Genomic DNA, 24,896 nt, shown 5'->3' with positions numbered 1-24,896 from the left:
GATCTATTCGCCTTTGAATAATGGAATGACAATCTGGGTAACTTCATTCATATCCCACTCTGGTTCAGCATGAAGATTTGGATCGAAAAAATTAGCATCAACGGAGGTTTTCACTTTTATTTTTTCCATTAACAATTCGGCCTGCTGAGGCTGATTACAGTTTACCAGGGCTTTATAACGCATATATTCAATATGTTTTAAAATATCATTATCGAATACATTCTTTTCTTTTAATAAACGCTCGGTATCATCAAGTGTAACCACGCAACGTCCTATTACAGCAGGTAAATAAGCGTCGATACGAGCACGTAGATATCTAATACGAGAATTGTCTTCATGTGAATCTACTGCTTCATCAAGATAAAAAAACCCCGTTTTCGCATATTCCGAAGCATGAATAAAATCATTAACAACCGAAAAATGATTCGCCTGTCGTAACATTCCATAAGAATAAAAGATCAGCGATGTCACGTTCTTCGTTTTTTCAAATTCCTGAAAAAGCTCCTGTGTCGTTTCCGCTAACGCTTCGGGTTGTTCAGGAAGCCCGTGCTGTATCACTTTATCGGCCTCCGGAGCGATCATCGCATAAGCCGTATTCGCTATAACAGCGCAGACCACGCCCACCCAGAATAACCAATAATACTTACGTATTTGTGCCATGGACTAACGCTCCATCTTTAATTTCAATGACCCGCCCGGCTCTGTCTCTGAGTTGGGTTGAATGCGTGGAAATAACAAATGTGGTGCCGGTCTGCTGATTTATTTTCATCAACAGTTCTAAAATGGCTTCCCCTGTTGTTAAGTCCAAATTCCCGGTCGGTTCATCGGCGACAACGACACTGGGTTCATGCGCAAGCGCGCGGGCAATCGCAACGCGCTGCTGCTGTCCTCCCGATAACTGACCGGGTTTGCGATCGACTAAATGACCGAGCCCCACGCTGTCGAGGAAATGTAAAGCGCGCTCTTTCGCTTCTTTCTTATTGAAATGTGCATTCAAAATAAGTGGATAAAATACATTATCAAAAACACTAAGTACGGGAATAAGGTTAAAAAACTGAAAAATAAACCCTAAGTATTTGCTCCGGACATAGGCCAACTGTTTTTCGGGCATTTCATTAAGAACATTATTAAGAAACATGACAGTTCCGGCGGAAGGCGTATCGATGCCAGAAAGTATATTAAGTAATGTACTTTTCCCACTACCGGAAGGCCCACATAGCGCCACAAACTCCCCTTTCTTAATTTCAAGATTAATGTTTTTTAGCGCATCGACCTTATTTTCGTTAATACCAAAGCTCTTATAAATCTCCTGCATAAAGATAGCTGGTAGTTCTTTTATTGTATTACTCATAAATCATCACCCTGCTGAAAAGAGCGTATCAAAATAACTATACCCGCCGAATTTATCAGCTAATACTGTGCGCATTTTTTTTGTAGAAACCGTTTTGTTTAGCAGATACTCCCAACTCAGCGCTGGCGTAAGGCAACCACTCGCCCCATAGATATCTTTCAGGTCGACAATATCAATGCATATTTGCGGAGCTATATGCGTGATATTCTCTTTTCGCCCCAAAAAGGTAAGGAGATCACCTTCCGATAAATCTTTTGTTATCTCATGTTGAAGGTAATCCAGGTTATCGTGAGCCACATACTTACCACAATTCACTCGTAGTGCACTTTCGCGCAAACTAAAAATAAAACACCCTGTCCGTTCAACGGAGAGCTGGACGCCGTTTTTATGCTTCGTTTTGATGCGGCCTCTTTTGCCCGGGATATCTTCATCCGAAAAAACTAATACGGGGATCGCTCTGTATGCTCCGCATATCACTACAAAATCGAAAACATTCCAGTGCAAATAATCTTGCGCTAATTGCATCGCTTGTATTAATGAAAAATTCTCTCCACGAATTTTGCAGGTCACGTTTTTGATTGAGAATTTCTTTAATATATTTTTTGGTAATGTATCAATCGTCGCTGTATGCAGCGCACTGGTGATATTTTCAAAGACAGATGATTCTCCCCACGTATCGATATAAATGAAAGCAGCACGCGACTTCAACAGTAACATCCGATCCCTCGGGGTCATCTGCTGCAATGCGGCATCCGCGGTTTGCTCCATGGACTCAATATAATCAATATAACGCGGTTTGCGTATCATTTCCCGCGCATACGTTTCTTTATCAGTGCCGAATCGCTTAAACGCCCAACCACTTGCGGAGGTAGATTTAAGCGCCTGATTATACAGATGAGCTTCCCATGCATTTAACCAGTGCGGAGCATAAAAATAAAAATTATCTGCTGGTTCCGCAAGCGAAAATGACGAAAGATAGATCTCATTTTTCATATATACAAATCTCAAATGCTGGTATCAGACATGACAATACCGATAATTGATCCATCAACACCGAGCCCCGTCTTCAGCAAATGTTTCTTTTCATGTTTAACAACGCCGATGTCCGTCAATAACTGACCTGCTATTTCTTCAATAATGTCGTCATTGCTTACCGGAGTAAGTAATTCACGCTGGCGAAGAGAATGTTCGCCAATAATCAAATCGACGATCCCTGAACCTGTTGTGGTGTAACCCAGTTGTCCTTTATAAGCGAGAACCGGAACAGAGTGCTTGTCAGAAAGCATTGCTATCGCTTTGGCTTCTGCCTTATCACTATTTGACGAACCATTGCCATGGGGAATAATTGCGCATAAATCCCCGAGCTCAATACTCGCCTCATCAAGTATTTTACTCATTACTTTAATAATATTAGCGCTTAACCAGGCTGAATCATTGCTGCGGCTTGCACTAATTTGCGAATATGTTGATTTGAGTTGTATACCACCGTTTACTCCTCTGGCCTGGCGATGTTTCTCACTTTCAAGCAGTATGACGCAGCACCCCTCTGAAAATAATACCGAGCTGCTATTTTGGCCAAACGGTTGTACTGATTCACCATCAAGCATAGATTGATTTTCGAGAAACCAGATATCTTGCGTTTTAATTTTAGAACAGTTAATTACACAAATAAGATCTGCCCCATCATTATCAATCGCTTGACAACCAAGATGCACTGCAGTTAATGATGAATTACTGGTGCAATGTAAATCAGGCGGAAGATAGTGTAATCCATACTTATGCGCAATATTGTAGGCAAGTTTATCCTGCGACATATTGTTAGCATGAAGTCGGCTTATTGATGGCGAACATTTAAGATCCTCAACATCATTATGATCATAAAAGGATTTATAGTCCATGCCATCAACACGTGGCCCCAGGCCAGTTAAATATACCCTTACCCTTTCACCGGTAAGGGCGTTTTTGCTGAGATTAGCCTGGGCCAGCGCTTCATCAATTAATCGATACAATAACGTTAATGGGCTATCATCTATTTGCTCCAGTCTTGCCACGCGCTTATTTCCTGTAAATCCGCATTTCCGCGCTACTTCATCGGATACAAACCAATAATCTCCATTCACACGCTTACCAGCGCGAAGATTATTAATCAACTGACTATAATTTTCAGCAAAGGGTAAATATAGACTGTAACCTGCAATGATAGCCGCATGTTCCATTGCGCTATTCCTTAATTACAAATGCGTAATAGTTGCCACCTTCTGTAGCCCCAACCAGAAGTACATGCTTAAGCGTTAAATGTTGAGGGCTCCGTACGAAGTTTATACGTGAGTCGAAGAACGCTTGAGTATAAGGAATGGCCGGCACTGATTGCTTTTTAATGCAATCAATGAGAACCAAAAGATTAAGTAACCCGGCAGATGAAGCTACGAAACCGAAATAAGCGTTATAGTTAACAACCGGAACCTGCGGATTCTCTTTGTGGAAAACGCTGTAGATGGCGTCGATTTCGATTTGCGAATTTTCTTTACTACCATTGCTACTGCCGCAAACCAAATCGATATCTGCTGCACTTACACCAGCATCATTAAGCGCACGTTCAATGGCGAGCGACATTGCTGATGATTTTTCATTCAATAATGATGCGTCAAAGTAACTGTTACTGCTGGATTTACCGTAGCCCGCAATTTCGGCCATCACCTCAACACCACGCTCTACTGCGGCATCCGGGTCTTCCAGCAATAACATGCAAGCACCTTCGCCGGGAATGAATCCCTTTGGCTGCTCACCATATATCTGGTAATCGTTGACATCAGAAGTCATATGGATTTTCTGTGTTAGCGCATCCATATAGAGTGACAGTGAGGGGAAATATTCATCAGCACCACCCACTATCGCATGGGGTTGCAGGTTTTGCCGAATAATTTCATAGCCATAGGTTAGTGCGCCGAGTGCTGCATTTTCACCGGTAGCGAGTGTGGTGGTATAACCTTTAATACCTTCAGAAATACCGCAGAAAGTAGCGATAGAATTCATTAACGAGCCCGGGAACTCGGAGGTACTGACTTTCCGCGGATCGGGTTTCAGGCTCTGCAAATATTTATAGGTTGTCTCCTGAGGGCCACGAGACATCCCCATGATCATGCCGAGCTCTTCGCCATCACGCTTTATTTTACGCTTTGCCATATTCAACGATTCAGACATCGCAACAAGCGCAAACGTACCGCCACGCGTTGCCTTTCGGGCATCAAAACGGCGCAGATGTTTACGCGGCTCCAGCCCCATTACCTGGAAAGTCTTAAAATCTGGCTCCTGTTCCGGAAACGTTACGGTGCTCATGGCGGCCTCATCACCAAAAATTTCTTCGAGTTGATTTGTGGCTACCAGCACCCGTAACAATTCACGCGCTTCTGCGAGGGTATCATCAGGAAACGTGACGCCGCCCAACACAGGAGCGCTATTTTTTTGCCAGACGTTGTGCAAAATGTCATTAACCGTGTGACCAATCGCCGTTACAGCTCCTACGCCAGTAATAGCTACACTTTTACTGTCATATTGACTGACCGGGACCGTCCCTGGTTTTGTACTCACCACCATGCAGCAGTTATTTCCACCAAATGCATAGTTATTTTTCATAAAGATATTAATTTCTTTTTCTCGAAACGCATTTGGAACATAGTCAAGGTCGCAATTTGGGCGCGCAATTGAGAAATTGAGCGTTGGCAAAACTTTATTTTCAGGTAGCGTCACCAGGCAAGCGATGAGCTCAACAATGCCTGCGGCACCAATGTTGTGACCGAAATAAGATTTTGTTGAACTGACAAGCAAATGGTCGCTATCAGGAAACACTTTCTTCATCGCCAGCGTTTCAATGCGGTCATTCGCTTCTGTACCTGTACCGTGCGCGTTAACGTAATCAATTTGTTCCGGTTTTACGCCAGCATTCTCCATGGCTTTAAGCATGACCTGAACAGCACCACTGGCTCGCGGGTCCGGGCCTGTTTCGTGATAGGCATCGCAGGAGGTTGCGTAAGAGAGAATCTCACCATAAATTTTGGCGCCACGGGCGATAGCATGTTCATAATCCTCCAGCACGATCGCACCGGCCCCTTCGCCGATAGACATGCCAGACTGACCTGAAAACGGAGTGCAGGTTTCAGGATGCATCACGTTCAATGCGTAAAACCCAGCAAATGTTGGCAGGTAGATCGGTTCTGTACCGACAGCCAGCATGGTCTTACTTTTACCATTTTGGATATAGTCAAAAGCCATACCGATCGCGTTAGGGCTGGCAGTACAAGCGGTTGCCACCAATTCCCCGCCGCCTTTAAGGCCTAAGAGTGTCGAAACACTTGAGCAACAGGAAGAAAATCCCCCCGAATAAATAGCCTTGCGGAGTGAGAAATCATCCATTCTCTGCTCAAAAATTGGCAGAAACGCTTCTGTTCCGGCGGAAGAGACGCCGATAATTAATCCTGTCTCATCCAGACATGTTTTGTTATTGATAAGCCCCGCCTGTGTCAGGGCATCCTTGCCCACTTTGTATGCCCATAAGGCGGCATTATCCAGTGAATGGATAATGTGTTCGGGGAGCTCTGAATAGTCTATTTCGTGAAGAACTTCCGCTGCACGAGCATTTTCAAACCACGCCGTAAATCGCTCACTGTTGCCGACACCATTTTTTTTATCAAAGAGCGCTTGTTTAAAATCTTCAATATTTTCAGCAAGGGATGACAAAATCCCCATACCAGTAATGACAACACGTTTTCGATTCGTCTTCATCGTTATCCCCCGCAGTAGAATATCTTTTAGTCAATAATAAATAGCCAAAGTAAAGCGACATATTTATATGTGTCGCTTTACTTTCATTTTAATTATTAGAATTACATGATTCGTTTTGACTTTGACGCATCAATAAAACTATGTTCGGCCGGATTAACCAACATACTTAAGTTATATAAAAACGGCACACTTTGGGTTCTTGCCGGGATACTTTCTTCTGCCGTTAAAATTTCAAACCCAGGGATATCCGCAAAAGCATAGTCATTATCAATTAAAGCTAGCGCGATAATTGATTGCAACGCAGGGGAAAAACCGGATTTAACAATAATGCCAACCTCTTTACCCTCAACCAAAACTTTATCATCAGATTGAATACTATTGCACTCAGCAGTCGGGAGCATACCAACGAGTTTACGCTCTCCCTGAGTATGCGACTGTGGCTCTATAACTGACTTGCCAATAAAGTTTTCTTTATCGTATTGAATTGCCCACTGCATTTGCAGCTCAATTGGGTTTTGGCTATAGCCGGAAAAAATACTTTCATCCCAGCCAGTATTCTCAAGGCGAACAATATCCTGATATTGAATGCCCCCTGCTTTCAATTGATATTTTTCACCAATTGAAAGGATATTTTTCCACAGTTTTACAAGGGAAGATTCCTGACCAATGGCCATATACGCAAATTCACCATGCTTACCGCAGCGGAAAATAATCAGATCATCGGCCTCATTAATATATTCAAAATAAGGCAAACCAATGATGTCATAGCCATATATTTCTGACATCACTTCCCAGGAGTAAGGGCCTTCCAGCATGATTGAGCCCCAGCCATTGTCTGCCATAGATTTAATCTCCGGCGGTTCAACAATATCAACTGCCTGACCATTTTCTAAAATTGAGGTAAGACGTTCAATTATCTCCGGAGCCGGGATGTTTTCAGAAAGGATGTAATAGCCGTCAGAGGTGCAGAGCACATAAATGTCCCCACGGATGGTACCATCCTCATTTAATACTAATGAGTAGATACCTTGTTCATCACGAATGATTGAAATATCAGCAGAGGCCATATGATTGACTAAAGCCCAGGCATCGTCTCCCATCACGCTAACGATAGACATATGGGAGTAATCGACAAGTAATGCATTTTCCCTGACGGCTTTATATTCAATCGCAAGATCATGATATGCGACAGGCACAGTGCGATTATTATAAATGCCCATCCTGGCATTGTTTTCCAAGTGCAACTCATTAAGAGACTTCATAAAACCTCTTCGGGTAAACTGATTAAAAAGTCAGGAACGTTTCTTTGTGATAACAAATGATGCCAAATTATTAATGCTACGCATGTAAGAAGGATCATCCCCTTCATTTACCTGGATATCAAAAACCTTATCAAGCAAAACAATAATTTCTGTCGCGTCTACTGAGTCAAGTTTTAAACCGTTTCCAAATAATGGTGTATCATCATCAATTTGTGTTTCATCTCTTTGAATGTTTAATCGTTGAATGATTTCGGTTTTAATTGTGAAAAGTACATTTTTACGTTCCTGGATATTATCATGCATAGTTGTCATTACTTATGTCCCATTAATGGTATATTTCGCTTCACGGTAGTTAATTATTGTCCCTTGACTGATCAATTTCTTACCAACATTAGCCGTCACGGAATAGTGCTTAAAACCAGTTGGATCTGAAAATGCCAGCTTGCTTATGACCTCAATGGTATCGCCTGGATAAGCAATATCCTTAAACTTTAAATTCTGTGCTGCTAACACGCCACGCACTTGTGAACGTCTTGTTCGAATAATATCCAGTAATTCCTGTTGATGGAGCTTTGTATAAATATCTCGTAAGTTTTTTAATTCAATGCCAAACTTTTCAAAATAGATATCACAAACATCAGTAATAAATGAAAAATACTCACTTGCCTGACCGAATATCTCTGCAATGAGAACACCGGGCATGATAGGGTCATCTGGAAAGTGGCCTAGTAAATAGGGCTCATTATAAGTAATATGCTTTACGATCTGTACATACCCATTTTCCCCATATTTATAATCATCTATTCTGTCGACCATTAATAAGGGTTGCCGCCATCCACCCATCTCAAGGAAAATTTTAGAGGGAATAGAATATCTGGACATAGATCACCGCATAACCAGACCACCATCGATCACGATGGTTTGGCCAACAATATAACTGGCGGCAGAAGAACTTAAATACACTATTGTATTCGCTACTTCCTGACACTGCCCCAGACGTTTCAAAGGAATAGAATGCGTAACCTCACGAACTACAGTTCGAGAAACTTTTTTTACCATTCTCGACTCAATCATTCCGGGAGCAACAGCATTCACTCGCACACCCCGAGGGGCCAATTCTGCGGCTAATGTTCTGGTAAAACCGAGCAAAGCACCTTTTGAAGCACTGTAATTAACCTGTCCTATACTTGGAATTACTGCTGCTATGGAAGCAACATTGATAATCGCGGGGCTGTCAGAACATCTCAGCAGCATTAGCGCTTCTTTCGTCAATCTGAAGGTACTCAGCATATTTGTATCAATAACAGAACTAAAGTCCTCAAAGGTCATTGACGCAAAAAGATTGTCTTTAACAATACCTGCATTATTCACTAATACATCGATCTTCGTTACTTTATCATTCAAATATTTCATTAATATAGCTACCTTTTCAGGATCAGCTATATCACATTGCAATATATTTAATCTTTGCCCTGCGGAGTTATTTTCTTTTAACTCTTCCAAACGATCTGCATTTGTATTATACAATGCATAAATTTCACACCCTTGTTCCAGAAATTTTTCGCAGATGGCAATACCGATGTCACCACTGGCTCCTGATATCAAAACGGTTTTGCCTTTTAGATCATTATATTTATACATTTCCATTACACGCAATTGAGTTAACTACAGATACAGCTACGGCATGAGTGCGACAATGTGATATGCTAAGTGACACATCAACAACACCACTTTCCTTTATTACTTTGCTCAACCTTCCAGTAAATAAAAAAGATGGACAACCATATTCATCATGATTTATTTCAATATCTTTGAAGCACACTCCGCCGCGAAATCCACAACCCAGCGCTTTAACAATAGATTCTTTAGCGGCCCAAAATCCGGATGCCCTTTCAAAATTCGGTTCATTGGCATTAATTTTGTTTATCTCTTTTTTTGTAAATACTCGTTGTAAAAAAAACATACCGCCATTGTTAATCGCGCTGGCGATCCGTTCTACTTCAACGATATCAGTACCGATACGTATTCGTGGATTTACCATATGATTACAGTTGATAAGTTACATTAAAATTAGATATAAATTGATCTTCAATGAGGCCAGTCGGGTACATTAAAGGAGCCGATAAAGAGATATCATATCCTAGAGATTTAATTGTTCCCTTAACTCCAATGATTGATCCCATTATCCTTTTCCCATCAAAAGCATTTTGCGGGTAGATTTCACCTGAAATCTGTCCATAATCGACGCCAAAATATAACTCTGCATTATAGTTCCCGATAAGAAAATGAAATGTATTCTGGATATAAAACCCTTTATTTCCATCTAATCCTGCGCTGGTTTCAAACCCTCTAACGTTCCACCGGTTACCGATTGAAAATTGATCTTGCAATGTCAACGGTACTTGCGAAAATTGTGCCCCCGTATTCAACTCATAATAATAGTGCCAAGGTGCAGTGTAGAACCATTTTACATAGTTTGTATTCAGGTTAAAAATTTGGCTTTTAGGACTCACATCCCCTGACACCATATCCGGCGTTTTTTCACCACCTAACCAAGTCATAAAATGTTGCCAGCTAAGGGAGGAGTCCAGCGTCGCATCCTGGAAATTTTGTTTAAAATTAAGCCCAAGTCGAATATTGCCCATATCCCGTTCTTGCAGTTCTAAATTCACACCACCTAATTGATACGCAGATCTACGTCTTAATAGTTCAACATTCCCTGTTATTTTTTTATCCATATTTCGGAAAAGGGTCCGGGTTCCTTTCAAACTAAGATACTGATTTTTTCCTTGATAATCTAAATCCCAATAACTCAGCCCAACAGGCTGGCGAGACATACTGCTACTGTAGAAAACTTCAAAATCCCAAAACCCAACAGGTAAGGTATAAAAAGCGCTGATGCTTTTATATCCACCTGTTGTACTGCTGGTGCCAGCCAGATAGAAAAGATCGCCAAGCCTTGCAGAATTATACAAATAACCTGAAATACCTGTAAGCATCTTTCCTGTATTTCTATCACCCCAGTTGTTATACGTCGCTCTGATATTCCATAATTTTTTACGATTAGTGTTGATAACTATATCGCTATGCCCGTCGTGATCTCCCGGTACGATATTAATCTTAACATCAACGCCAGGTACTTTCTGCAAGTTCTCCAGACCTTGTTCAATATCGCGAAGATTAAGAATGTCACCCGATGTAAAAGGCAGGATCCAATGTTTGATGTCATCATTTTCAATGATCACATTACCGATCCTTCCTGCTAAAATTTTCAGCTGCAACTTTTTTACTTTTAAATTTTGCACAGGAATATCCACCCGTGTTGTAACATACCCGGCCTTTATATAATAATCCTGCAAATAGGTCGCAACATACTCAATACCTTTCGAGCCGAGGCAACTGTTCGAGACCATATCACTTATATCTCGAATCATTTTATTACCCAAAAATTCATTTTCGAGGATGAGATCTTTGATAGGGTAACATTTTTTTTCAGCGGGTAATTCAAAATCTATAATGTTTTTATCTTCGACTTTCGAGAAAACATCTTTTTTATCAATTCGATTTTCCTGGGCGGTATTATTATCAATTTTTTGCTGCTCTTTAGCCAGTCGGTCCAGTTGAGTATCAGCATGAGCATAGGCACGACATAGCAAAATGAAAGCTAAGAAGTAAAATTTGATTTCCATCACCTCAAGAAAATTAAAAGTACAAGAACGCCTAACACCGCTAAATTATGTTCATCGCAACAACTAAAACAACTTAATTATCCTTAAAAAATAAAAATCAACATCCATTAAAAATAATGCATCTTTAATATGGTAATGTTACTGATGTAATATATAATCACTGATTATGCATTAAATTAATTAACCATTAATACGCTCAGTTTATTATTGGTGGTATAACGATCATTTTCATCTCGGATAAACGCTTAAAACATATCTTCCTGGAGAGCCGTCCCTCTCGCAGCCCTCAAGCAAAACATAATGGAACACATTTAATTACCATCAAACAATTATATATTTTATAAATATATATCCTCGCAAAGTAAAATCATACCCCCCTCATCTTAAATAAGAGTTTAAAGCAACAAAACTCAATTTAAGATATATGCCACCCTCACCCCCAGGAAGCATCTTCCTAATTATTAAGGATTTTTAAAATGCCTCATCCAAGAGCATGAATTATTAATCAACCTGAGATAAAATCCTCAGACCTACGGCATTTATTGTTGTAAAAAACATAGCAATACATCTATTGTTATGCTGAAATTAATAACATAACATTTTAACCTATTACATACATCGCTAATAAAGGACACAGCCTCTGGCTGCTTTGGAATATATATGTACTGGATTATCAACGACAACATTGAATTCAGACCGGGAATGAAAAGACTTTCATCAGTAAATAATCCCGAAATGAACGTTACTCTAACATCACCAGCCAGCCGTTGCCTTCTCTTACTGCTTGAAGCATCTCCAGATATTGTACTTCAGCAAGACTTTTTTAAGAAAGTTTGGGAAGAAGAAGGAATGTTAGTTCCAACGAATACACTCTATCAGAATATATCCATTGTTCGTCGTGGATTGCGCGCTGTAGGTGAGACAGACAGAAGACTTATTGCAACTATTCCCCGTAAAGGTTTTCAGATAGATGACAGTGTAAAAATCTCCAGACGCAACGATAACGAACCGGCTACACCTTTTCCTGTTTCTATTACCAGTTATCAAACAGTCAATAACATTCCTGAAGTGAATAACCAACCAAAGGATGAAGTACTGGACGAACAAGATCTTCACGCCGAGACCGACACTCGTGAGATTAAGAAAAAGAAGTCGTCTGCAATGTCGAATGGAATTTTTGCTGCTTCATCTTCATTTATCGTAGGCCTGCTCGTCGTTTACCTGACATGGAATATTAATAACGATGCAACCTTTTTTAAAAGTTATAGTTTTATTGAAAAAGAAGATGGTTGCCATTTTTACACTAAGGATGATAGTCATGATAACAATGAATACTATCTGAAATACAAATCTCTTATTAAAGATTCAGGTTTGAATTGTAAAAATTACCCTTGGGTCTATTTTCCCACTTCACCTACCTCACCATCACTCGCTGCGTTAGTCTGCAAGAATAAATTCTCGACAACATCATCGCCAGGATGTATTTCACTTTTAATCAGGGGGGTAAACGGTGACTAAAAAAGCAATCTTCTTTTTAAGTCTCGTTTTTATAAGCGTTGGGATTGTGGCGGGATATTTTTATTATTCATTGCCTATTAAAAACAGAAATGCTGAAACTTGCAGCGCTTCCATGATTGTCTTTCATAAAGGAACACAAGCCAACATTACTTTCGACTTTATGTACAATAATGAAAAAAGAAGTGGCATCGTTTCAGTAAGCGGAAGTTATCTTGAAAACACTCACCCGGAAGGTACTATTCGAAGAGATATCTCCTTTACCTGGACCGAAAACCACGGTACCTACAATTTTCAGTCATCCGGGATAAACAAAATCGATAGCCTGGAAACCTTGCCGGATAAAGTCATCGCTACTGTTTTGCCCGGTTTTTATGTTTATCCTAATCAAAGCATCACGTATTCAATCCACCCCCAGGGAGCGCAAGGATTCCTTTTCACCATTGGTAAACGGCCGCTTTTCTTTTGCGCCCGCTAAAAGCCGTTAGCGAGAGACAGTAGATTTGCATGATGGGGACGACCAGACCAGTCCTCCCCTGCTTACATCGTTGATAAGAACGGCACAGCTGATTGTGCGTCGATGGAATTCACGTATTGTCCTGCCCACATCCTTAGAGTGCGTGCTAAGTGTAACCAGAGTTGATTTTCCCGATAAAAAAAGCCCCAGCTTACTAAGTAAGCTGGGGCTTTATATTTGGCGGAAGCGCAGAGATTCGAACTCTGGAACCCTTTCGGGTCGCCGGTTTTCAAGACCGGTGCCTTCAACCGCTCGGCCACACTTCCGGTGTGAGGCGCACTATAAACATCCTCGAGTCTCATGTAAAGCCCGGGAATGTTTGTTTGCCTGAAAAACCATCAAAATCGTGCTGTTAGATCGAAATACCAGCACTCTGAACGTTTATTCAGCGCATCTCAAATCAGTGTTGCTTGATGTACAAATCTTTTGTCAGATACACGCCCAGGCTATCGGGTTCAAAACCTCCGACCCAGGGCTTCACCAGATGTGTACGAACATAATGATAAACCGGGATAGCCGGAACGTCTTCTCCGAGTATATCCTCTGCCAGCTGGTAATATTTGCCACGTTCAGCAACATCCTTCGCTTTCGCTGCATTTTTCAGTGCTTCATCATACGCCGGATTACTGTATTTACTGGTGTTTTCACTGTCACCGGTACGGAAATTATTCAGAAACGTTGCTGCATCAGCATAGTCTGCAATCCACGCATACCGTACCGCATCGAAATTACCCGTGTGCATGGTATCAAGCATGGTTTTCCACTCCTGATTTTGCAGCTTTGCATTCACACCAAGGTTTTTCTGCCACATTGAACTGGCGGCAATCGCGATCCGCTGATGTGTTTCCATCGTGTTATACAGAAGACTGAAACTCAATGGGTGTTCATCATTGAAACCTGCTTCATTAAGGAGTTTTTTCGCTTCGGCGAGTCGTTTTTCCCGCGGCCATGACGCGTAATCTGGTGAGGCAATTTTCACACCGCCAATTTCTGGCTGGCTGACTACCCATGCAGGACGCTGCCCCTGCGCCATCACTTTATCGGCGATGACATCTTTATCCAGCGCCATATTGAGTGCGCGGCGTACCCGAGGATCGTTAAATGGCGGCTTAGTGGTATTAAACTCGTAGTAATACGTCGCCAGTTGTGGAGCGACATGCACCTGATCGCCTAACGTTTTCTTTAACTGTGCAAACTGGTTCACTGGAATGGTGTAGGTAATATCAATCTCGCCAGCTTTATAACGGTTAACGTCCGCAGTTTCTGCATTGATAGGAAGATAGGTGACTTTATTAATTACCGTCGCTTTATTGTCCCAATAGCGGGTATTACGTTGGGCAACAATGCGTTCATTAACGACCCAATCGGTGATCTTATAGGCACCGCTCGTCACGATATGTTCCGGCTTTGTCCATTTATCACCAAAACGATTGATCAACACGCTGTCTACCGGAACCAAAGATGGATGCGCCAGCATCGGCAGGAAGGATGCAGTAGGTTGCGTCAAAGTGACTTCCAGCGTTGAATCATCCAGCGCCTTCACCCCAAGCGTATCAGGCGTTTTTTTACCTTGCGCGATATCTGCGGCATTAACGATATGCATATTTCCAGGGTAGCTGGCATAAGGAGATGCCGTTTTCGGATCGACTAAACGTTGCCAGCTCCAGACCACATCTTTTGCGGTAATCGCCGTACCATCTGACCATGTGATCCCCGGGCGTAAGTGGAAAATCCAGACAGTGTTATCTTTGTTCTCCCATTTTTCCGCCAGCCGAGGTTCAATGGATCCATCTTTCTTAACTGCGACCAGGCCGTCAAAAATATCGCTAATAATGTTGAACTCGACGTCGCTTTCCACCTTATGTGGATCCAGCGATGCAGGCTCGCTGCCATTGTTACGCACCAACTCCTGTTTTTCCGCAAGCGTTGTTCCTGCGGGTACTGTCGCTGCAAGCGCGCCAGAACATGCGCTCAGAATACCGAGAGTCAATAATGAAAGTGCAATGTGGTTACGTGTTTGTGGTTTCATGTCCTTTCGCCTTAATAATGTACATTGTCACGACGCGATTACACTCTTAGCGCCCCAATAGTTATATAGCAATAGATTTCAGTGACATATAAGACACCAATATGGATCTGTCTCACATTTATCCCTTTATGCTGTGTAGCACTCATTTCCACGCATGAAACACTGTGTCAGCACCGCTGCTTTATGAGTAAAGATGGGTAAAACAACTTTGTCATCAAACGAGACTTTTTTAGACTCTGCAATCAATTACATCTGTCATAAGAGAGTGACTCATGGATCGTATTATTACTTCATCGCGTGACCGTACTTCCCTGCTAGGTACGCACAAAGTCCTGCGTAATACCTATTTCCTTTTAAGCTTGACGCTGGCGTTTTCCGCAATTACGGCGACCGCCAGTACCGTACTAATGTTGCCTTCTCCGGGCCTGATCCTGACGCTGGTTGGGATGTACGGTTTAATGTTTCTGACCTATAAACTGGCGAACAAACCGACCGGTATTCTGGCTGCGTTCGCCTTCACTGGTTTCCTCGGTTATATCCTGGGGCCCATGCTTAACGCCTACCTCTCAGCCGGAATGGGTGATCTGATTGGCCTGGCACTCGGCGGCACCGCATTGGTCTTTTTCTGCTGTTCCGCATACGTATTAACGACACGCAAGGATATGTCTTTCCTCGGCGGCATGCTGATGGCGGGCGTGGTGGTGGTGCTGATCGGGATGGTCGCAAACATTTTCTTGCAGTTGCCAGCGTTGCACCTGGCTATCAGTGCCGTATTCATCCTGATTTCCAGTGGTGCTATCCTGTATGAAACCAGCAACATCATCCACGGCGGTGAAACCAACTACATCCGTGCCACTGTTAGTCTTTATGTGTCGCTGTACAACATCTTTGTCAGCCTGTTGAGTATTCTGGGTTTCGCCAACCGGGATTAAACAAGACTGCTTCCAACTTAGCCCCGCTTATGCGGGGCTTTGTTTTTTGCTACACTCCCGCCGTTGTTGACTAACGCTGCTAAAAATTATGTTGATCTTTGAAGGTAAAGAAATCGAAACCGATAGCGAAGGCTATCTAAAAGACACTACGCTGTGGAGCGAAACCTTAGCGCCTATCATCGCTGAGAAAGAGAACATAACCCTCTCTCCTGAGCACTGGGAAGTGGTGCGCTTTGTGCGTGAATTTTACCTGGAATTCAATACGTCTCCCGCGATTCGCATGCTGGTAAAAGCGATGGCGAATAAATTTGGCGAAGAGAAAGGCAATAGTCGCTATTTGTACCGCCTGTTTCCAAAAGGGCCTGCTAAGCAGGCGACAAAGATCGCTGGTTTGCCAAAACCGGTGAAATGCATCTAATAGCGAATACCAAAGTTTGTCCATTCCCTGCCGGGTTGATGTGGCTCAGTAAGAACTCTGTCAACCCGGGCACTACGCGGTCCCCCCGCTTTTAGCCACGCAATCAGCTGATTCACTGCTTGCTCGTCGCCGCAGGCAACCACTTCAACGCTGCCATCATCAAGGTTACGTGCATACCCCATCAGACCGAGCCGCTGTGCTTCGTGCTGCGTGCTATAACGAAACCCAACGCCCTGCACCATTCCGTGTACCCAGGCGATTGTGCAGACATGTGCCATCTTTTCCCCCCCTTTCAACTCAGGCTCGTTGCATTTGCCCGATGAACCCGTGACAATAGCGCCCATTTTCTTCAGTTTATAGAATAGCCGAATATGAGTGTACGTTTAGTGTTAGCCAAAGGGCGCGAAAAATCCTTGCTGCGTCGTCATCCCTGGATTTTCTCCGGCGCTGTTGCGCGAATGGAAGGCAAAGCCAGCCTCGGTGAAACGGTTGATATTGTCGATCATCAGGGCAAGTGGCTGGCGCGTGGAGCATTATCTCCTGCATCGCAGATTCGTGCTCGTGTCTGGACTTTCGATAAAAATGAAAGCATTGATATCGCGTTCTTCACCCGCCGCCTACAACAGGCGCAGCAGTGGCGAGATTGGCTGGCGCAACGTGATGGGCTCGACAGCTATCGCCTGATTGCTGGTGAATCCGACGGGTTACCAGGCGTAACCATCGATCGGTTTGGTAATTTCATTGTTCTTCAACTACTTAGTGCCGGTGCAGAATACCAGCGCCCAGCCATTATCTCAGCGCTCCACTCTCTCTATCCACAATGTGCAATTTACGATCGCAGCGATGTTGCCGTGCGTAAAAAAGAGGGGCTGGAACTTGCGCAAGGGCTGGTGGTTGGCGATCTGCCACCAGTGTTGTTGCCTATCCAGGAGCATGGCATGAAGTTATTTGTCGATATTCAGGGCGGGCATAAAACCGGTTACTATCTTGATCAGCGCGACAGTCGTCTGGCAACACGTCGCTACGTGGCAGACAAGCGCGTATTAAACTGCTTTTCCTACACCGGCGGCTTTGCCGTTTCCGCGCTGATGGGAGGATGCCGCCAGGTCGTTAGTGTCGATACCTCGCAGGAAGCGCTGGATGTAGCAAAGCAGAACATTACTCTGAACGAGCTGGATTTAAGCAAAGCAGAATTTATTCGCGACGACGTATTCAAACTGCTGCGCAAATATCGCGATCAGGGCGAAACTTTCGATGTCATCGTGATGGACCCACCAAAGTTTGTGGAAAACAAAAGCCAGTTGATGGGCGCATGTCGCGGTTATAAGGACATCAACATGCTGGCGATCCAGCTCCTGAATCCCGGCGGTGTGCTCCTCACTTTCTCCTGTTCCGGTTTGATGACCACAGATTTATTTCAGAAAATTATTGCTGACGCCGCAATAGATGCTGGTCGTGATGTACAATTTATAGAACAGTTCCGTCAGGCCGCCGATCATCCTGTGATCGCTACCTACCCGGAAGGGCTGTATCTGAAAGGGTTTGCCTGCCGCGTCATGTAACTTGAAATTTGGAACCTCGCCCGCATATCTGCGGGTATGTAAGGTTCCCGGGAGGTGACAATGATTGCCAGCAAATTCGGTATCGGTCAGCAAGTTCGCCACTCACTGCTGGGGTATCTTGGCGTAGTGGTCGATATCGATCCTGAGTATTCACTGGACGAGCCGTCAGCAGACGAACTGGCAGTGAACGACGAACTCCGCGCGCTGCCCTGGTATCATGTCGTAATGGAAGATGATGATGGCCAGCCAGTGCATACATACCTGGCAGAAGCACAGCTGACAAGTGAAATTACGGATGAACATCCGGAGCAGCCATCCATGGACGAACTGGCGCGCACCATTCGCCGACAGCTTCAGGCTCCGCGCCTGCGTAACTAAAAATACCCCGCAAGTTGCGGGGTATTTTTTTATTTCGCCAGACCGAGCCGCGGGATCTCAATCGCCGGGCAGCGATCCATTACGACACTTAACCCCGCCTCACGCGCCAGCACGGCAGCTTGTTCATTAATCACACCTAACTGCATCCAAAGCGTTTTCGCACCGATGGCAATCGCCTCCTGTGCAACCCCCCATGCCGCTTCCGAATTACGAAAAACATCCACCATGTCGATTTTTTCTGGCACATCGGCAAGCGTTGCATAGCCCTGCTGCCCAAGCAAGGTGGTACCGGCTACTTTCGGCGAAACGGGAATCACATGATAACCCTGGTCCAACAAATACTTCATAACGCGATAGCTTGGTCGATCGGGTTTATCACTCGCACCAACCAGCGCAATAGTTTGGGTCGTCTGTAAAATATCGGCAATATCGGTTTCTTTCATGTTTTCCTCCCGGCGATGTCACCAAAGTGTAAATCAAACAGACCCACTCGACCATTTTCGGATTTTTTTAACCACTTCTCTTGCAGCATCAGACGCTTCCAGTAATCTGTAGCGAAAACTACTGACGGAAGCGGATTATGGAATCAACCACTCGCACCTTACCCGTGCGCAAACATATTGCACTGGTCGCACACGACCACTGCAAGCAATCATTAATGAAATGGGTAGAACGCCATCAGCCTGTACTGGCCAAACATGAGTTATATGCGACGGGGACAACCGGGAATTTGATTCAGCGGGCAACCGGCCTTGAAGTCAATGCCATGCTGAGTGGCCCGATGGGCGGCGATCAGCAAGTCGGGGCGTTGATTTCAGAAGGAAAAATTGACGTACTGATTTTCTTCTGGGACCCGCTCAATGCTGTCCCGCACGATCCTGACGTGAAAGCCCTCTTACGTCTTGCAACGGTGTGGAATATTCCGGTTGCGACCAATTTATCTACCGCTGATTTTATTATCGAATCGCCGCAGTTTAATAACAGCGTCGACATTCTCATTCCGGACTACCAACGTTACCTCGCTGAGCGTCTGAAATAAGTCCTGGCGGCCGTAGCGGCCGCCTTCGTTTCACGGTTTTCGCGCTACTGGCACACCCAGCGATTTTAACGTGTCGACAAAGCGTGACGGTTCATCTTTATCAAACAACAGCCAGACGCGATGGCGCGCGCGCGTCAAGGCGACGTACAACAATCGCCGCTCTTCCGCATCAGGAAACTCTTCCGCCTGCGGCAGTAAGGCTTGCTCCATAATAGATTCCCGCGCCGGAGCAGGAAAACCATCCGCGCCCTCTTTCAACCCCACCACAATAACATAGTCCGCTTGTTGTCCTTTACTGGCGTGGATAGTCGTAAAATCAAGCTGAAGTTTTGGCCAGCGGGTTACGGCTTTCTCCAGAACGGCAGGTTTTCCGTGGTGATAACGAGACAGAACCAGAATCCTGTCTTCCGGCGTTGCATATCCGCTGAGTTTATCTAACAACGCATCCAGTTGATCCTGCGCCATCAGCGTCACTGCGTTTTTATCGCCTGCTTTCAAACTGTTCAACGGCTTTGCAAGCTGCCATGGGTTCTGCTGGATGAAGCGATTTGCTACTTCGCCAATACGGGAATTGAAACGATAAGTGGTATCCAGCGCGCATAAATCACCTTCACCAAAATAGTCATGGAAAGCGGTAGTTAAGGAAAGTTGCGCGCCGCTGAAACGGTAGATAGCCTGCCAATCATCACCAACTGCGAACAGTGTCGTTTGTGAGTTTTGCTTACGCAACGCAGCCAGCAAAGCCGCGCGCTGCGGTGAAATATCCTGAAATTCATCGACCAGAATATGCTTCCATGGGCTGATAAAACGCCCTTTTTCAAGTACATTGATCGCCTGATGAATCAACCCGGAAAAATCGACAGCGTTTTCAGACTTTAGCTCGGCTTTCCACGCTTTTAAGATCGGTGCCATCAATTTAATGCGTTTACTGAACAGGTCACGTACTTCATCTGGTGCGCCGGCGATCATCTCCGCCTGTGCGCCGCCATGCATACGCATCAGACCGATCCAGCGATCGAGACGCGGAGCGATGCGGCGTTGCAATGTTGCATCTTCCCAAAAATTGCCTTCAGGAACTTCCCATGCCATCTCATCCTCAAGCCATTGACGCCACCCTTTCGCTTGAGCTTTCTTTTCGCTGCACTGTTGGCGCCAGGTATCTGTTAGCAAGCTAAGACGCGCGGATGCGTCATTTTCCAGATTGCTTAACGTGGGCACTTTTTTACTTCCCTGGGAGATGATATACAGCGCCAGCGCATGAAAAGTGCGCGCGGTAATCTCCTCGGTATGCAGTCTTTGCTGGATACGCTCATCCATCTCCTGGGCAGCTTTGCGACCAAACGCAAGCAGCAGGATTTGATCTGCGGAGGCTTCGCCACGAGCCAGCAACCAGCCTGCTCTGGCCACCAGCACCGAGGTTTTTCCACTCCCCGCGCCAGCAAGCACTAATAAAGAGTGCTCACCATTGACCACGACCCGCGCCTGCGCCGGATTTAATGGTGATGTTTCAACTTGCTCAAAAAAAGCAGCGTACTGAGTAACCATCGTTTCAGTATAAGTTTGATTGTGCTGTGTCCGGCGCGTCTCTACATCCGCCAGCCACGACTGGCACTCACGCCAGAGCTCACGGCAATTATCAAACGTCGGTAACCGGCTTGTCGGAATCGGCAACGCGGCAAACGCCTGCTGCAATTGCTGCCGTAGTCCCTGAAGCTGCTTTCGGGTAAGCCATTTCGTTGGCTCAATACGTGCAGAAATCAACGCCAGTTGCTCAGATAAAACCCCGGCAGCAACCTCGCTCATTTCCGCACTCCATCGGTTCCAGCGCTCATTTAAAAGGTGGTAAAAGCGCTGTGTTTCGCTCCATTCCGTTCCGTGAAGACGAACCACTTTGTTGTCGGCAAGCTGAAATTCCATCTCTCCCCACACCAGCCCACGCTTACATTCAATCGCCAACAACTGATTGAAAGGAATGAGATACTCGTGTCTGTCACCTGCCACTTTAATGCCGGCGTTCAGCATGACTGCGCGATCATAAGGGTGTTGCGCCAGACGTTTTCCCAGTGAAGTCGCTTTCAGTTCCATGACTTATCGCTCTCAACTTGTGACAATAATTGCCAGTTTACCTGCCAGAGAATTGGCGCTCCAGCCCAAATAATCGTTACAATTAGCGGCATTCACTACCGACCGGTTTGTACTGAGGTTTTATGCGTACTGTTTTGAATATTCTAAATTTTGTGCTTGGTGGTTTCGCCACAACGCTTGGGTGGCTACTCGCGACAATGATCAGCGCTCTGCTCATTATTACTCTGCCGTTGACGCGCTCCTGCTGGGAAATCACAAAGCTCTCACTCATCCCGTGGGGAAATGAAGCCATTCACATCAATGAACTCGAACCACAGAATAAAAACAGCCTGTTAAATGCGGGTGGAACACTATTGAATATTGTCTGGTTTGTTCTGTTTGGCTGGTGGCTATGCATTATGCATATTACCGCCGGTATCGCTCAGTGTCTGACTATCATCGGCATTCCTGTTGGCGTCGCGAACTTTAAAATCGCTGCGATTGCACTGTGGCCAGTTGGCCGTCGGGTGGTATCTGTTGAAACCGCTCGCGCTGCCCGTGAAGCCAATGCGCACCGTCGTTTTCAATAATCGGATCGCTTGTCATTATGTTAAGTCCTCTGCTTCGCCGTTATACATGGAACAGTGCCTGGCTCTATAACGTCAGAATTTTTATTGCGCTTTGCGGGACTGCTTTGCTGCCCTGGCTACTCGGCGAGGTGAAACTGACCATTCCCTTAACGCTTGGCGTTGTTGCCGCCGCACTTGCCGATCTGGATGACCGCCTGACCGGGCGTCTGAAAAACCTGATAATTACGCTGGTGTGCTTTTTTATTGCGTCTGCATCTGTGGAGTTGCTCTTCCCGTGGCCATGGTTATTTGCGCTTGGTCTTGTGACATCCACCATTGGTTTTATCCTGCTTGGCGGGCTCGGACAACGCTACGCCACCATTGCTTTTGGTGCGCTGCTCATTGCGGTCTATACCATGCTGGGAATTTCCCTTTTCGAACAGTGGTATCAGCAACCACTACTGCTGTTGGCCGGTGCCATCTGGTTTAACTTGCTGACGCTGGTTGGACACTTGGTTTTCCCTATTCGAGCCTTACAAGACAACCTGGCACGCTGCTACGAACAGCTGGCGCATTACCTTGAACTGAAATCACGTCTTTTCGACCCGGACATCGAAGATGATAGTCAGGCGCCGCTCTATGATTTAGCACTGGCGAATGGCCAGTTAGTGAACACGCTCAATCAAACCAAAGCCACGTTGCTCACGCGTTTGCGCGGAGATCGTGGGCAGCGCGGCACACGTCAAACATTGCATTACTATTTTGCGGCACAGGATATTCACGAACGAGCCAGTTCGTCGCATATCCAATACCAAACGCTGCGCGAACACTTTCGTTATAGCGACGTGATGTTCCGCTTTCAGCGCCTACTTTCCATGCAATCACATGCATGCGCTCAGTTATCACGCGCCATTTTGCTTCGCACTCCGTATCAACACGATTCTCGCTTTGAACGGGCATTTATCCATCTTGACGCGGCGCTTGATCGCCTTCGTGCTAATGGCATCACGCCTCAGGAGCATATGAAAGCGCTTGGTTTTCTTCTGGATAACCTAAGGGCGATTGACGCTCAGTTAGCAACTATTGAATCAGGGCAACCACAACCCTCATTGTCGAATGACACTGAAAATCAGCTTTCGGATGATAGCCTTAGTGGGTTCAACGATATGCGGCAGCGGTTACGTAATAATTTAACGCCTGAATCCGCACTCTTTCGCCACGCAGTGCGTATGTCGGTGGTGTTATGCCTCGGTTATGCTTTTATCCAAATAACCGGGCTACAGCATGGTTATTGGATCTTACTGACCAGTCTGTTTGTCTGCCAGCCGAACTATAACGCCACTCGCCATCGCCTGACGCTACGCGTTATTGGTACGCTGATTGGGGTTGCGATCGGATTACCGGTACTTTATTTCGTTCCCTCACATGAAGGGCAACTGATACTCATCGTCATCACCGGCGTACTGTTTTTCGCATTTCGAACAGTGCAATACGCGCATGCCACGATGTTTATCACTTTACTGGTGTTGTTGTGCTTTAACTTACTGGGCGAAGGATATGAAGTCGCGCTTCCGCGTATTATCGATACGCTTATAGGTTGTGCTATCGCCTGGGCGGCGGTGAGTTTTATCTGGCCGGACTGGCGTTTTCGACACCTGCCCCGCGTCACTGAGCAAGCCTTTGACGCTAACTGCCGCTACCTTGATGCCATTCTTGAACAGTACCATCAGGGACGCGATAACCGGCTTGCTTACCGCATCGCCAGACGTAATGCTTATAACCGTGACGCTGAACTGGCATCGGTCGTTTCAAATATGTCTTCCGAACCCGGAACCTCACCTGAACTTCGCGATGCCGCGTTCCGTTTATTATGTCTGAATCATACCTTTACCAGTTATATTTCCGCACTTGGCGCACATCGTGAGCAGCTCACCCAGCCGGATATCCTACGTTTGCTTGATGATGCAGTCTGCTATGTTGACGATGCCCTGCATCACCTGCCAGCAGACCAAAAACGTGTTCAGGATACCCTTGCCGATCTATCCCAACGCATTAAACACCTGGAGCCGCGACCGGATAGCAAAGAGCCACTGGTACTGCAACAGATTGGCTTGCTGATCGCTTTATTGCCTGAAGTGTGCCGTCTGAAAAGCCAACTTACTCAGTAAGGACTCGCTCCTTTCTTGATTACACCGTTAAACCACTCCATCAGTTCCCGGCGTCGCGGCGCCGGTAACGCCGCTTCGTGAAGCCCAACAATTGCGCCCTCTAGTGCAAGAAGCACTTTCGCGCTTAGATGCTTGTTTGATTTTCTCAATCTAAGCCAACAAGCTTTTGCTCCGAGCATTCGCAGTGTATGTGCATCCAGTACACCAGCTTCATGGAGTTGAACTTCAAGTTGAAAAGTAAGGTTAGGCAGATCGCGCAACCGTTTTCTGGCACTGCGCCGATCTTTATCACGCCGCGCAGCATCAAGTGAAAGAGCCGAAAGTTGCAGAAGTAACGGACGATCGCGCCACACACTCTCGCTCACGAAGTAGTAATTTAACGAAACCTGACGCCCACGTTTGTTGAATACCAGTAAAGGGGCATCTTGCGTAACCGTATATTGCGCACTCTCGTCGCAAGCACGAAGGTAGAGTTCCCCCTCTGCAACCATTGCGAAAACAGTTTTATCCACTGACAAGCTGTAACCGCCAAAATGAGCGCGGTGACAAATTGTGCCGAGAGGCATGAGGTATTCGCGCGACTGATATATCCGTTGATAAGATAGGTCTTCCATGATTTTTGCC

General features: G+C 45.2%; 25 protein-coding genes and 1 tRNA gene. 9 read left to right on the top strand and 17 right to left on the bottom strand.

Annotation, left to right across the window (positions count from 1 at the left end):
* Positions 1 to 3: 3 nt before the first annotated feature.
* The 11 genes from IP581_RS08100 to IP581_RS08050 form a co-directional block, all read right to left on the bottom strand.
* The gene (locus IP581_RS08100) at positions 4 to 660 is read right to left on the bottom strand and encodes a hypothetical protein (RefSeq protein ID WP_193822223.1); all 657 of its coding nucleotides are present in this window, start codon (positions 658 to 660) and stop codon (positions 4 to 6) included.
* A complete protein-coding gene (locus IP581_RS08095) occupies positions 644 to 1,351 on the bottom strand; it encodes an ABC transporter ATP-binding protein (RefSeq protein WP_193822222.1) in 708 nt (235 codons plus the stop codon). Before IP581_RS08095 ends, IP581_RS08100 begins: the two co-directional genes overlap by 17 nt.
* Before the next feature lie 6 nt (positions 1,352 to 1,357).
* A complete protein-coding gene (locus tag IP581_RS08090) occupies positions 1,358 to 2,344 on the bottom strand; it encodes an ATP-binding protein (RefSeq protein ID WP_193822221.1) in 987 nt (328 codons plus the stop codon).
* 11 nt (positions 2,345 to 2,355) lie between these two features.
* Positions 2,356 to 3,567 (bottom strand): beta-ketoacyl synthase N-terminal-like domain-containing protein, encoded by a 1,212-nt coding sequence (locus IP581_RS08085; RefSeq protein WP_193822220.1) that lies wholly within the window; start codon positions 3,565 to 3,567, stop codon positions 2,356 to 2,358.
* A 4-nt stretch (positions 3,568 to 3,571) separates the two neighbouring features.
* Positions 3,572 to 6,130, bottom strand: a complete 2,559-nt coding sequence (locus IP581_RS08080; RefSeq protein ID WP_193822219.1) for a beta-ketoacyl-[acyl-carrier-protein] synthase family protein — start codon at positions 6,128 to 6,130, stop codon at positions 3,572 to 3,574.
* Positions 6,131 to 6,231: 101 nt separating this feature from the next.
* Entirely contained in the window at positions 6,232 to 7,392 is a 1,161-nt protein-coding gene (locus IP581_RS08075) for an aminomethyltransferase family protein (RefSeq protein ID WP_193822218.1), read from the bottom strand.
* 30 nt (positions 7,393 to 7,422) lie between these two features.
* Positions 7,423 to 7,704 (bottom strand): acyl carrier protein, encoded by a 282-nt coding sequence (locus IP581_RS08070; protein ID WP_193822217.1) that lies wholly within the window; start codon positions 7,702 to 7,704, stop codon positions 7,423 to 7,425.
* A gap of 3 nt (positions 7,705 to 7,707) precedes the next feature.
* Positions 7,708 to 8,274 (bottom strand): hotdog family protein, encoded by a 567-nt coding sequence (locus IP581_RS08065; protein WP_193822216.1) that lies wholly within the window; start codon positions 8,272 to 8,274, stop codon positions 7,708 to 7,710.
* Between the two features lie 3 nt (positions 8,275 to 8,277).
* Positions 8,278 to 9,033 carry an SDR family oxidoreductase gene (locus IP581_RS08060; RefSeq protein ID WP_193822656.1) on the bottom strand — a complete coding sequence of 252 codons (756 nt, stop codon included), beginning with the start codon at positions 9,031 to 9,033 and terminating at the stop codon, positions 8,278 to 8,280.
* Positions 9,026 to 9,418 carry a holo-ACP synthase gene (gene acpS / locus IP581_RS08055; protein ID WP_162842162.1) on the bottom strand — a complete coding sequence of 131 codons (393 nt, stop codon included), beginning with the start codon at positions 9,416 to 9,418 and terminating at the stop codon, positions 9,026 to 9,028. The genes IP581_RS08060 and acpS overlap by 8 nt, the downstream gene beginning before the upstream one ends.
* A gap of 19 nt (positions 9,419 to 9,437) precedes the next feature.
* Entirely contained in the window at positions 9,438 to 11,081 is a 1,644-nt protein-coding gene (locus tag IP581_RS08050) for a ShlB/FhaC/HecB family hemolysin secretion/activation protein (protein WP_193822215.1), read from the bottom strand.
* Positions 11,082 to 11,741: 660 nt separating this feature from the next.
* Between IP581_RS08050 and IP581_RS08045 the strand changes: the two genes are divergently transcribed.
* Both IP581_RS08045 and IP581_RS08040 read left to right on the top strand, forming a co-directional pair.
* Positions 11,742 to 12,599 carry a winged helix-turn-helix domain-containing protein gene (locus IP581_RS08045; RefSeq protein ID WP_193822214.1) on the top strand — a complete coding sequence of 286 codons (858 nt, stop codon included), beginning with the start codon at positions 11,742 to 11,744 and terminating at the stop codon, positions 12,597 to 12,599.
* Positions 12,592 to 13,074 (top strand): hypothetical protein, encoded by a 483-nt coding sequence (locus IP581_RS08040; protein WP_193822213.1) that lies wholly within the window; start codon positions 12,592 to 12,594, stop codon positions 13,072 to 13,074. The genes IP581_RS08045 and IP581_RS08040 overlap by 8 nt, the downstream gene beginning before the upstream one ends.
* Positions 13,075 to 13,291: 217 nt before the next feature.
* On the opposite strand, the gene IP581_RS08035 is transcribed toward IP581_RS08040, so the two are convergent.
* Positions 13,292 to 13,379 (bottom strand) — tRNA-Ser (locus tag IP581_RS08035).
* A 134-nt stretch (positions 13,380 to 13,513) separates the two neighbouring features.
* Positions 13,514 to 15,142: an ABC transporter substrate-binding protein gene (locus tag IP581_RS08030; RefSeq protein ID WP_193822212.1), complete on the bottom strand. Its 1,629-nt coding sequence runs from the start codon at positions 15,140 to 15,142 to the stop codon at positions 13,514 to 13,516.
* 272 nt (positions 15,143 to 15,414) lie between these two features.
* Here IP581_RS08030 and yccA point away from each other — a divergent pair, with 272 nt between their 5' ends.
* Both yccA and tusE read left to right on the top strand, forming a co-directional pair.
* Positions 15,415 to 16,074 carry an FtsH protease modulator YccA gene (gene yccA / locus IP581_RS08025; RefSeq protein WP_193822211.1) on the top strand — a complete coding sequence of 220 codons (660 nt, stop codon included), beginning with the start codon at positions 15,415 to 15,417 and terminating at the stop codon, positions 16,072 to 16,074.
* An 88-nt stretch (positions 16,075 to 16,162) separates the two neighbouring features.
* Positions 16,163 to 16,492 carry a sulfurtransferase TusE gene (gene tusE, locus IP581_RS08020; RefSeq protein ID WP_086871984.1) on the top strand — a complete coding sequence of 110 codons (330 nt, stop codon included), beginning with the start codon at positions 16,163 to 16,165 and terminating at the stop codon, positions 16,490 to 16,492.
* Here tusE and yccX read toward each other — a convergent pair.
* Positions 16,489 to 16,770 (bottom strand): acylphosphatase, encoded by a 282-nt coding sequence (gene yccX / locus IP581_RS08015; protein ID WP_097400181.1) that lies wholly within the window; start codon positions 16,768 to 16,770, stop codon positions 16,489 to 16,491. The two genes, tusE and yccX, sit on opposite strands and share 4 nt — an antisense overlap.
* Before the next feature lie 93 nt (positions 16,771 to 16,863).
* On the opposite strand from yccX, the gene rlmI reads away from it, so the two are divergent.
* On the top strand, positions 16,864 to 18,054 hold the full coding sequence (gene rlmI / locus IP581_RS08010) for a 23S rRNA (cytosine(1962)-C(5))-methyltransferase RlmI (RefSeq protein WP_193822210.1): 1,191 nt from the start codon (positions 16,864 to 16,866) through the stop codon (positions 18,052 to 18,054).
* Between the two features lie 60 nt (positions 18,055 to 18,114).
* Positions 18,115 to 18,432, top strand: a complete 318-nt coding sequence (gene hspQ / locus IP581_RS08005; protein WP_017456235.1) for a heat shock protein HspQ — start codon at positions 18,115 to 18,117, stop codon at positions 18,430 to 18,432.
* 29 nt (positions 18,433 to 18,461) lie between these two features.
* On the opposite strand, the gene IP581_RS08000 is transcribed toward hspQ, so the two are convergent.
* A complete protein-coding gene (locus IP581_RS08000) occupies positions 18,462 to 18,875 on the bottom strand; it encodes a CoA-binding protein (protein WP_086871979.1) in 414 nt (137 codons plus the stop codon).
* 137 nt (positions 18,876 to 19,012) lie between these two features.
* Between IP581_RS08000 and mgsA the strand changes: the two genes are divergently transcribed.
* A complete protein-coding gene (gene mgsA / locus IP581_RS07995; protein WP_097400183.1) occupies positions 19,013 to 19,471 on the top strand; it encodes a methylglyoxal synthase in 459 nt (152 codons plus the stop codon).
* Positions 19,472 to 19,501: 30 nt separating this feature from the next.
* Here mgsA and helD read toward each other — a convergent pair whose 3' ends face one another.
* Complete coding sequence (gene helD / locus IP581_RS07990) at positions 19,502 to 21,556, bottom strand: DNA helicase IV (protein WP_193822209.1); 2,055 nt, start codon at positions 21,554 to 21,556, stop codon at positions 19,502 to 19,504.
* Positions 21,557 to 21,678: 122 nt separating this feature from the next.
* On the opposite strand from helD, the gene IP581_RS07985 reads away from it, so the two are divergent.
* Entirely contained in the window at positions 21,679 to 22,125 is a 447-nt protein-coding gene (locus IP581_RS07985) for a YccF domain-containing protein (RefSeq protein WP_193822208.1), read from the top strand.
* 17 nt (positions 22,126 to 22,142) lie between these two features.
* Positions 22,143 to 24,272, top strand: coding sequence for a YccS family putative transporter (gene yccS, locus IP581_RS07980; RefSeq protein ID WP_193822207.1), 2,130 nt, complete (start codon positions 22,143 to 22,145; stop codon positions 24,270 to 24,272).
* Here yccS and IP581_RS07975 read toward each other — a convergent pair.
* Entirely contained in the window at positions 24,266 to 24,886 is a 621-nt protein-coding gene (locus IP581_RS07975) for a TfoX/Sxy family DNA transformation protein (RefSeq protein WP_086871969.1), read from the bottom strand. The genes yccS and IP581_RS07975 overlap by 7 nt on opposite strands.
* Positions 24,887 to 24,896: the final 10 nt, after the last annotated feature.

It is taken from the genome of Kosakonia pseudosacchari (assembly GCF_015167415.1).
Classification (GTDB): domain Bacteria; phylum Pseudomonadota; class Gammaproteobacteria; order Enterobacterales; family Enterobacteriaceae; genus Kosakonia; species Kosakonia pseudosacchari.
This window is presented reverse-complemented; position numbering and strand designations above follow the sequence as displayed.

What these genes read in the sequence shown, in the direction of transcription:
- IP581_RS08100 (WP_193822223.1), bottom strand. Translation starts at nt 660, where the DNA reads ATGGCACAAATACGTAAGTATTATTGGTTATTCTGGGTGGGCGTGGTC.
- IP581_RS08095 (WP_193822222.1), bottom strand. Translation starts at nt 1,351, where the DNA reads ATGAGTAATACAATAAAAGAACTACCAGCTATCTTTATGCAGGAGATT.
- IP581_RS08090 (WP_193822221.1), bottom strand. Translation starts at nt 2,344, where the DNA reads ATGAAAAATGAGATCTATCTTTCGTCATTTTCGCTTGCGGAACCAGCA.
- IP581_RS08085 (WP_193822220.1), bottom strand. Translation starts at nt 3,567, where the DNA reads ATGGAACATGCGGCTATCATTGCAGGTTACAGTCTATATTTACCCTTT.
- IP581_RS08080 (WP_193822219.1), bottom strand. Translation starts at nt 6,130, where the DNA reads ATGAAGACGAATCGAAAACGTGTTGTCATTACTGGTATGGGGATTTTG.
- IP581_RS08075 (WP_193822218.1), bottom strand. Translation starts at nt 7,392, where the DNA reads ATGAAGTCTCTTAATGAGTTGCACTTGGAAAACAATGCCAGGATGGGC.
- IP581_RS08070 (WP_193822217.1), bottom strand. Translation starts at nt 7,704, where the DNA reads ATGACAACTATGCATGATAATATCCAGGAACGTAAAAATGTACTTTTC.
- IP581_RS08065 (WP_193822216.1), bottom strand. Translation starts at nt 8,274, where the DNA reads ATGTCCAGATATTCTATTCCCTCTAAAATTTTCCTTGAGATGGGTGGA.
- IP581_RS08060 (WP_193822656.1), bottom strand. Translation starts at nt 9,033, where the DNA reads ATGTATAAATATAATGATCTAAAAGGCAAAACCGTTTTGATATCAGGA.
- IP581_RS08050 (WP_193822215.1), bottom strand. Translation starts at nt 11,081, where the DNA reads ATGGAAATCAAATTTTACTTCTTAGCTTTCATTTTGCTATGTCGTGCC.
- IP581_RS08045 (WP_193822214.1), top strand. Translation starts at nt 11,742, where the DNA reads ATGTACTGGATTATCAACGACAACATTGAATTCAGACCGGGAATGAAA.
- IP581_RS08030 (WP_193822212.1), bottom strand. Translation starts at nt 15,142, where the DNA reads ATGAAACCACAAACACGTAACCACATTGCACTTTCATTATTGACTCTC.
- yccA (WP_193822211.1), top strand. Translation starts at nt 15,415, where the DNA reads ATGGATCGTATTATTACTTCATCGCGTGACCGTACTTCCCTGCTAGGT.
- tusE (WP_086871984.1), top strand. Translation starts at nt 16,163, where the DNA reads ATGTTGATCTTTGAAGGTAAAGAAATCGAAACCGATAGCGAAGGCTAT.
- yccX (WP_097400181.1), bottom strand. Translation starts at nt 16,770, where the DNA reads ATGGCACATGTCTGCACAATCGCCTGGGTACACGGAATGGTGCAGGGC.
- rlmI (WP_193822210.1), top strand. Translation starts at nt 16,864, where the DNA reads ATGAGTGTACGTTTAGTGTTAGCCAAAGGGCGCGAAAAATCCTTGCTG.
- hspQ (WP_017456235.1), top strand. Translation starts at nt 18,115, where the DNA reads ATGATTGCCAGCAAATTCGGTATCGGTCAGCAAGTTCGCCACTCACTG.
- IP581_RS08000 (WP_086871979.1), bottom strand. Translation starts at nt 18,875, where the DNA reads ATGAAAGAAACCGATATTGCCGATATTTTACAGACGACCCAAACTATT.
- mgsA (WP_097400183.1), top strand. Translation starts at nt 19,013, where the DNA reads ATGGAATCAACCACTCGCACCTTACCCGTGCGCAAACATATTGCACTG.
- helD (WP_193822209.1), bottom strand. Translation starts at nt 21,556, where the DNA reads ATGGAACTGAAAGCGACTTCACTGGGAAAACGTCTGGCGCAACACCCT.
- IP581_RS07985 (WP_193822208.1), top strand. Translation starts at nt 21,679, where the DNA reads ATGCGTACTGTTTTGAATATTCTAAATTTTGTGCTTGGTGGTTTCGCC.
- yccS (WP_193822207.1), top strand. Translation starts at nt 22,143, where the DNA reads ATGTTAAGTCCTCTGCTTCGCCGTTATACATGGAACAGTGCCTGGCTC.
- IP581_RS07975 (WP_086871969.1), bottom strand. Translation starts at nt 24,886, where the DNA reads ATGGAAGACCTATCTTATCAACGGATATATCAGTCGCGCGAATACCTC.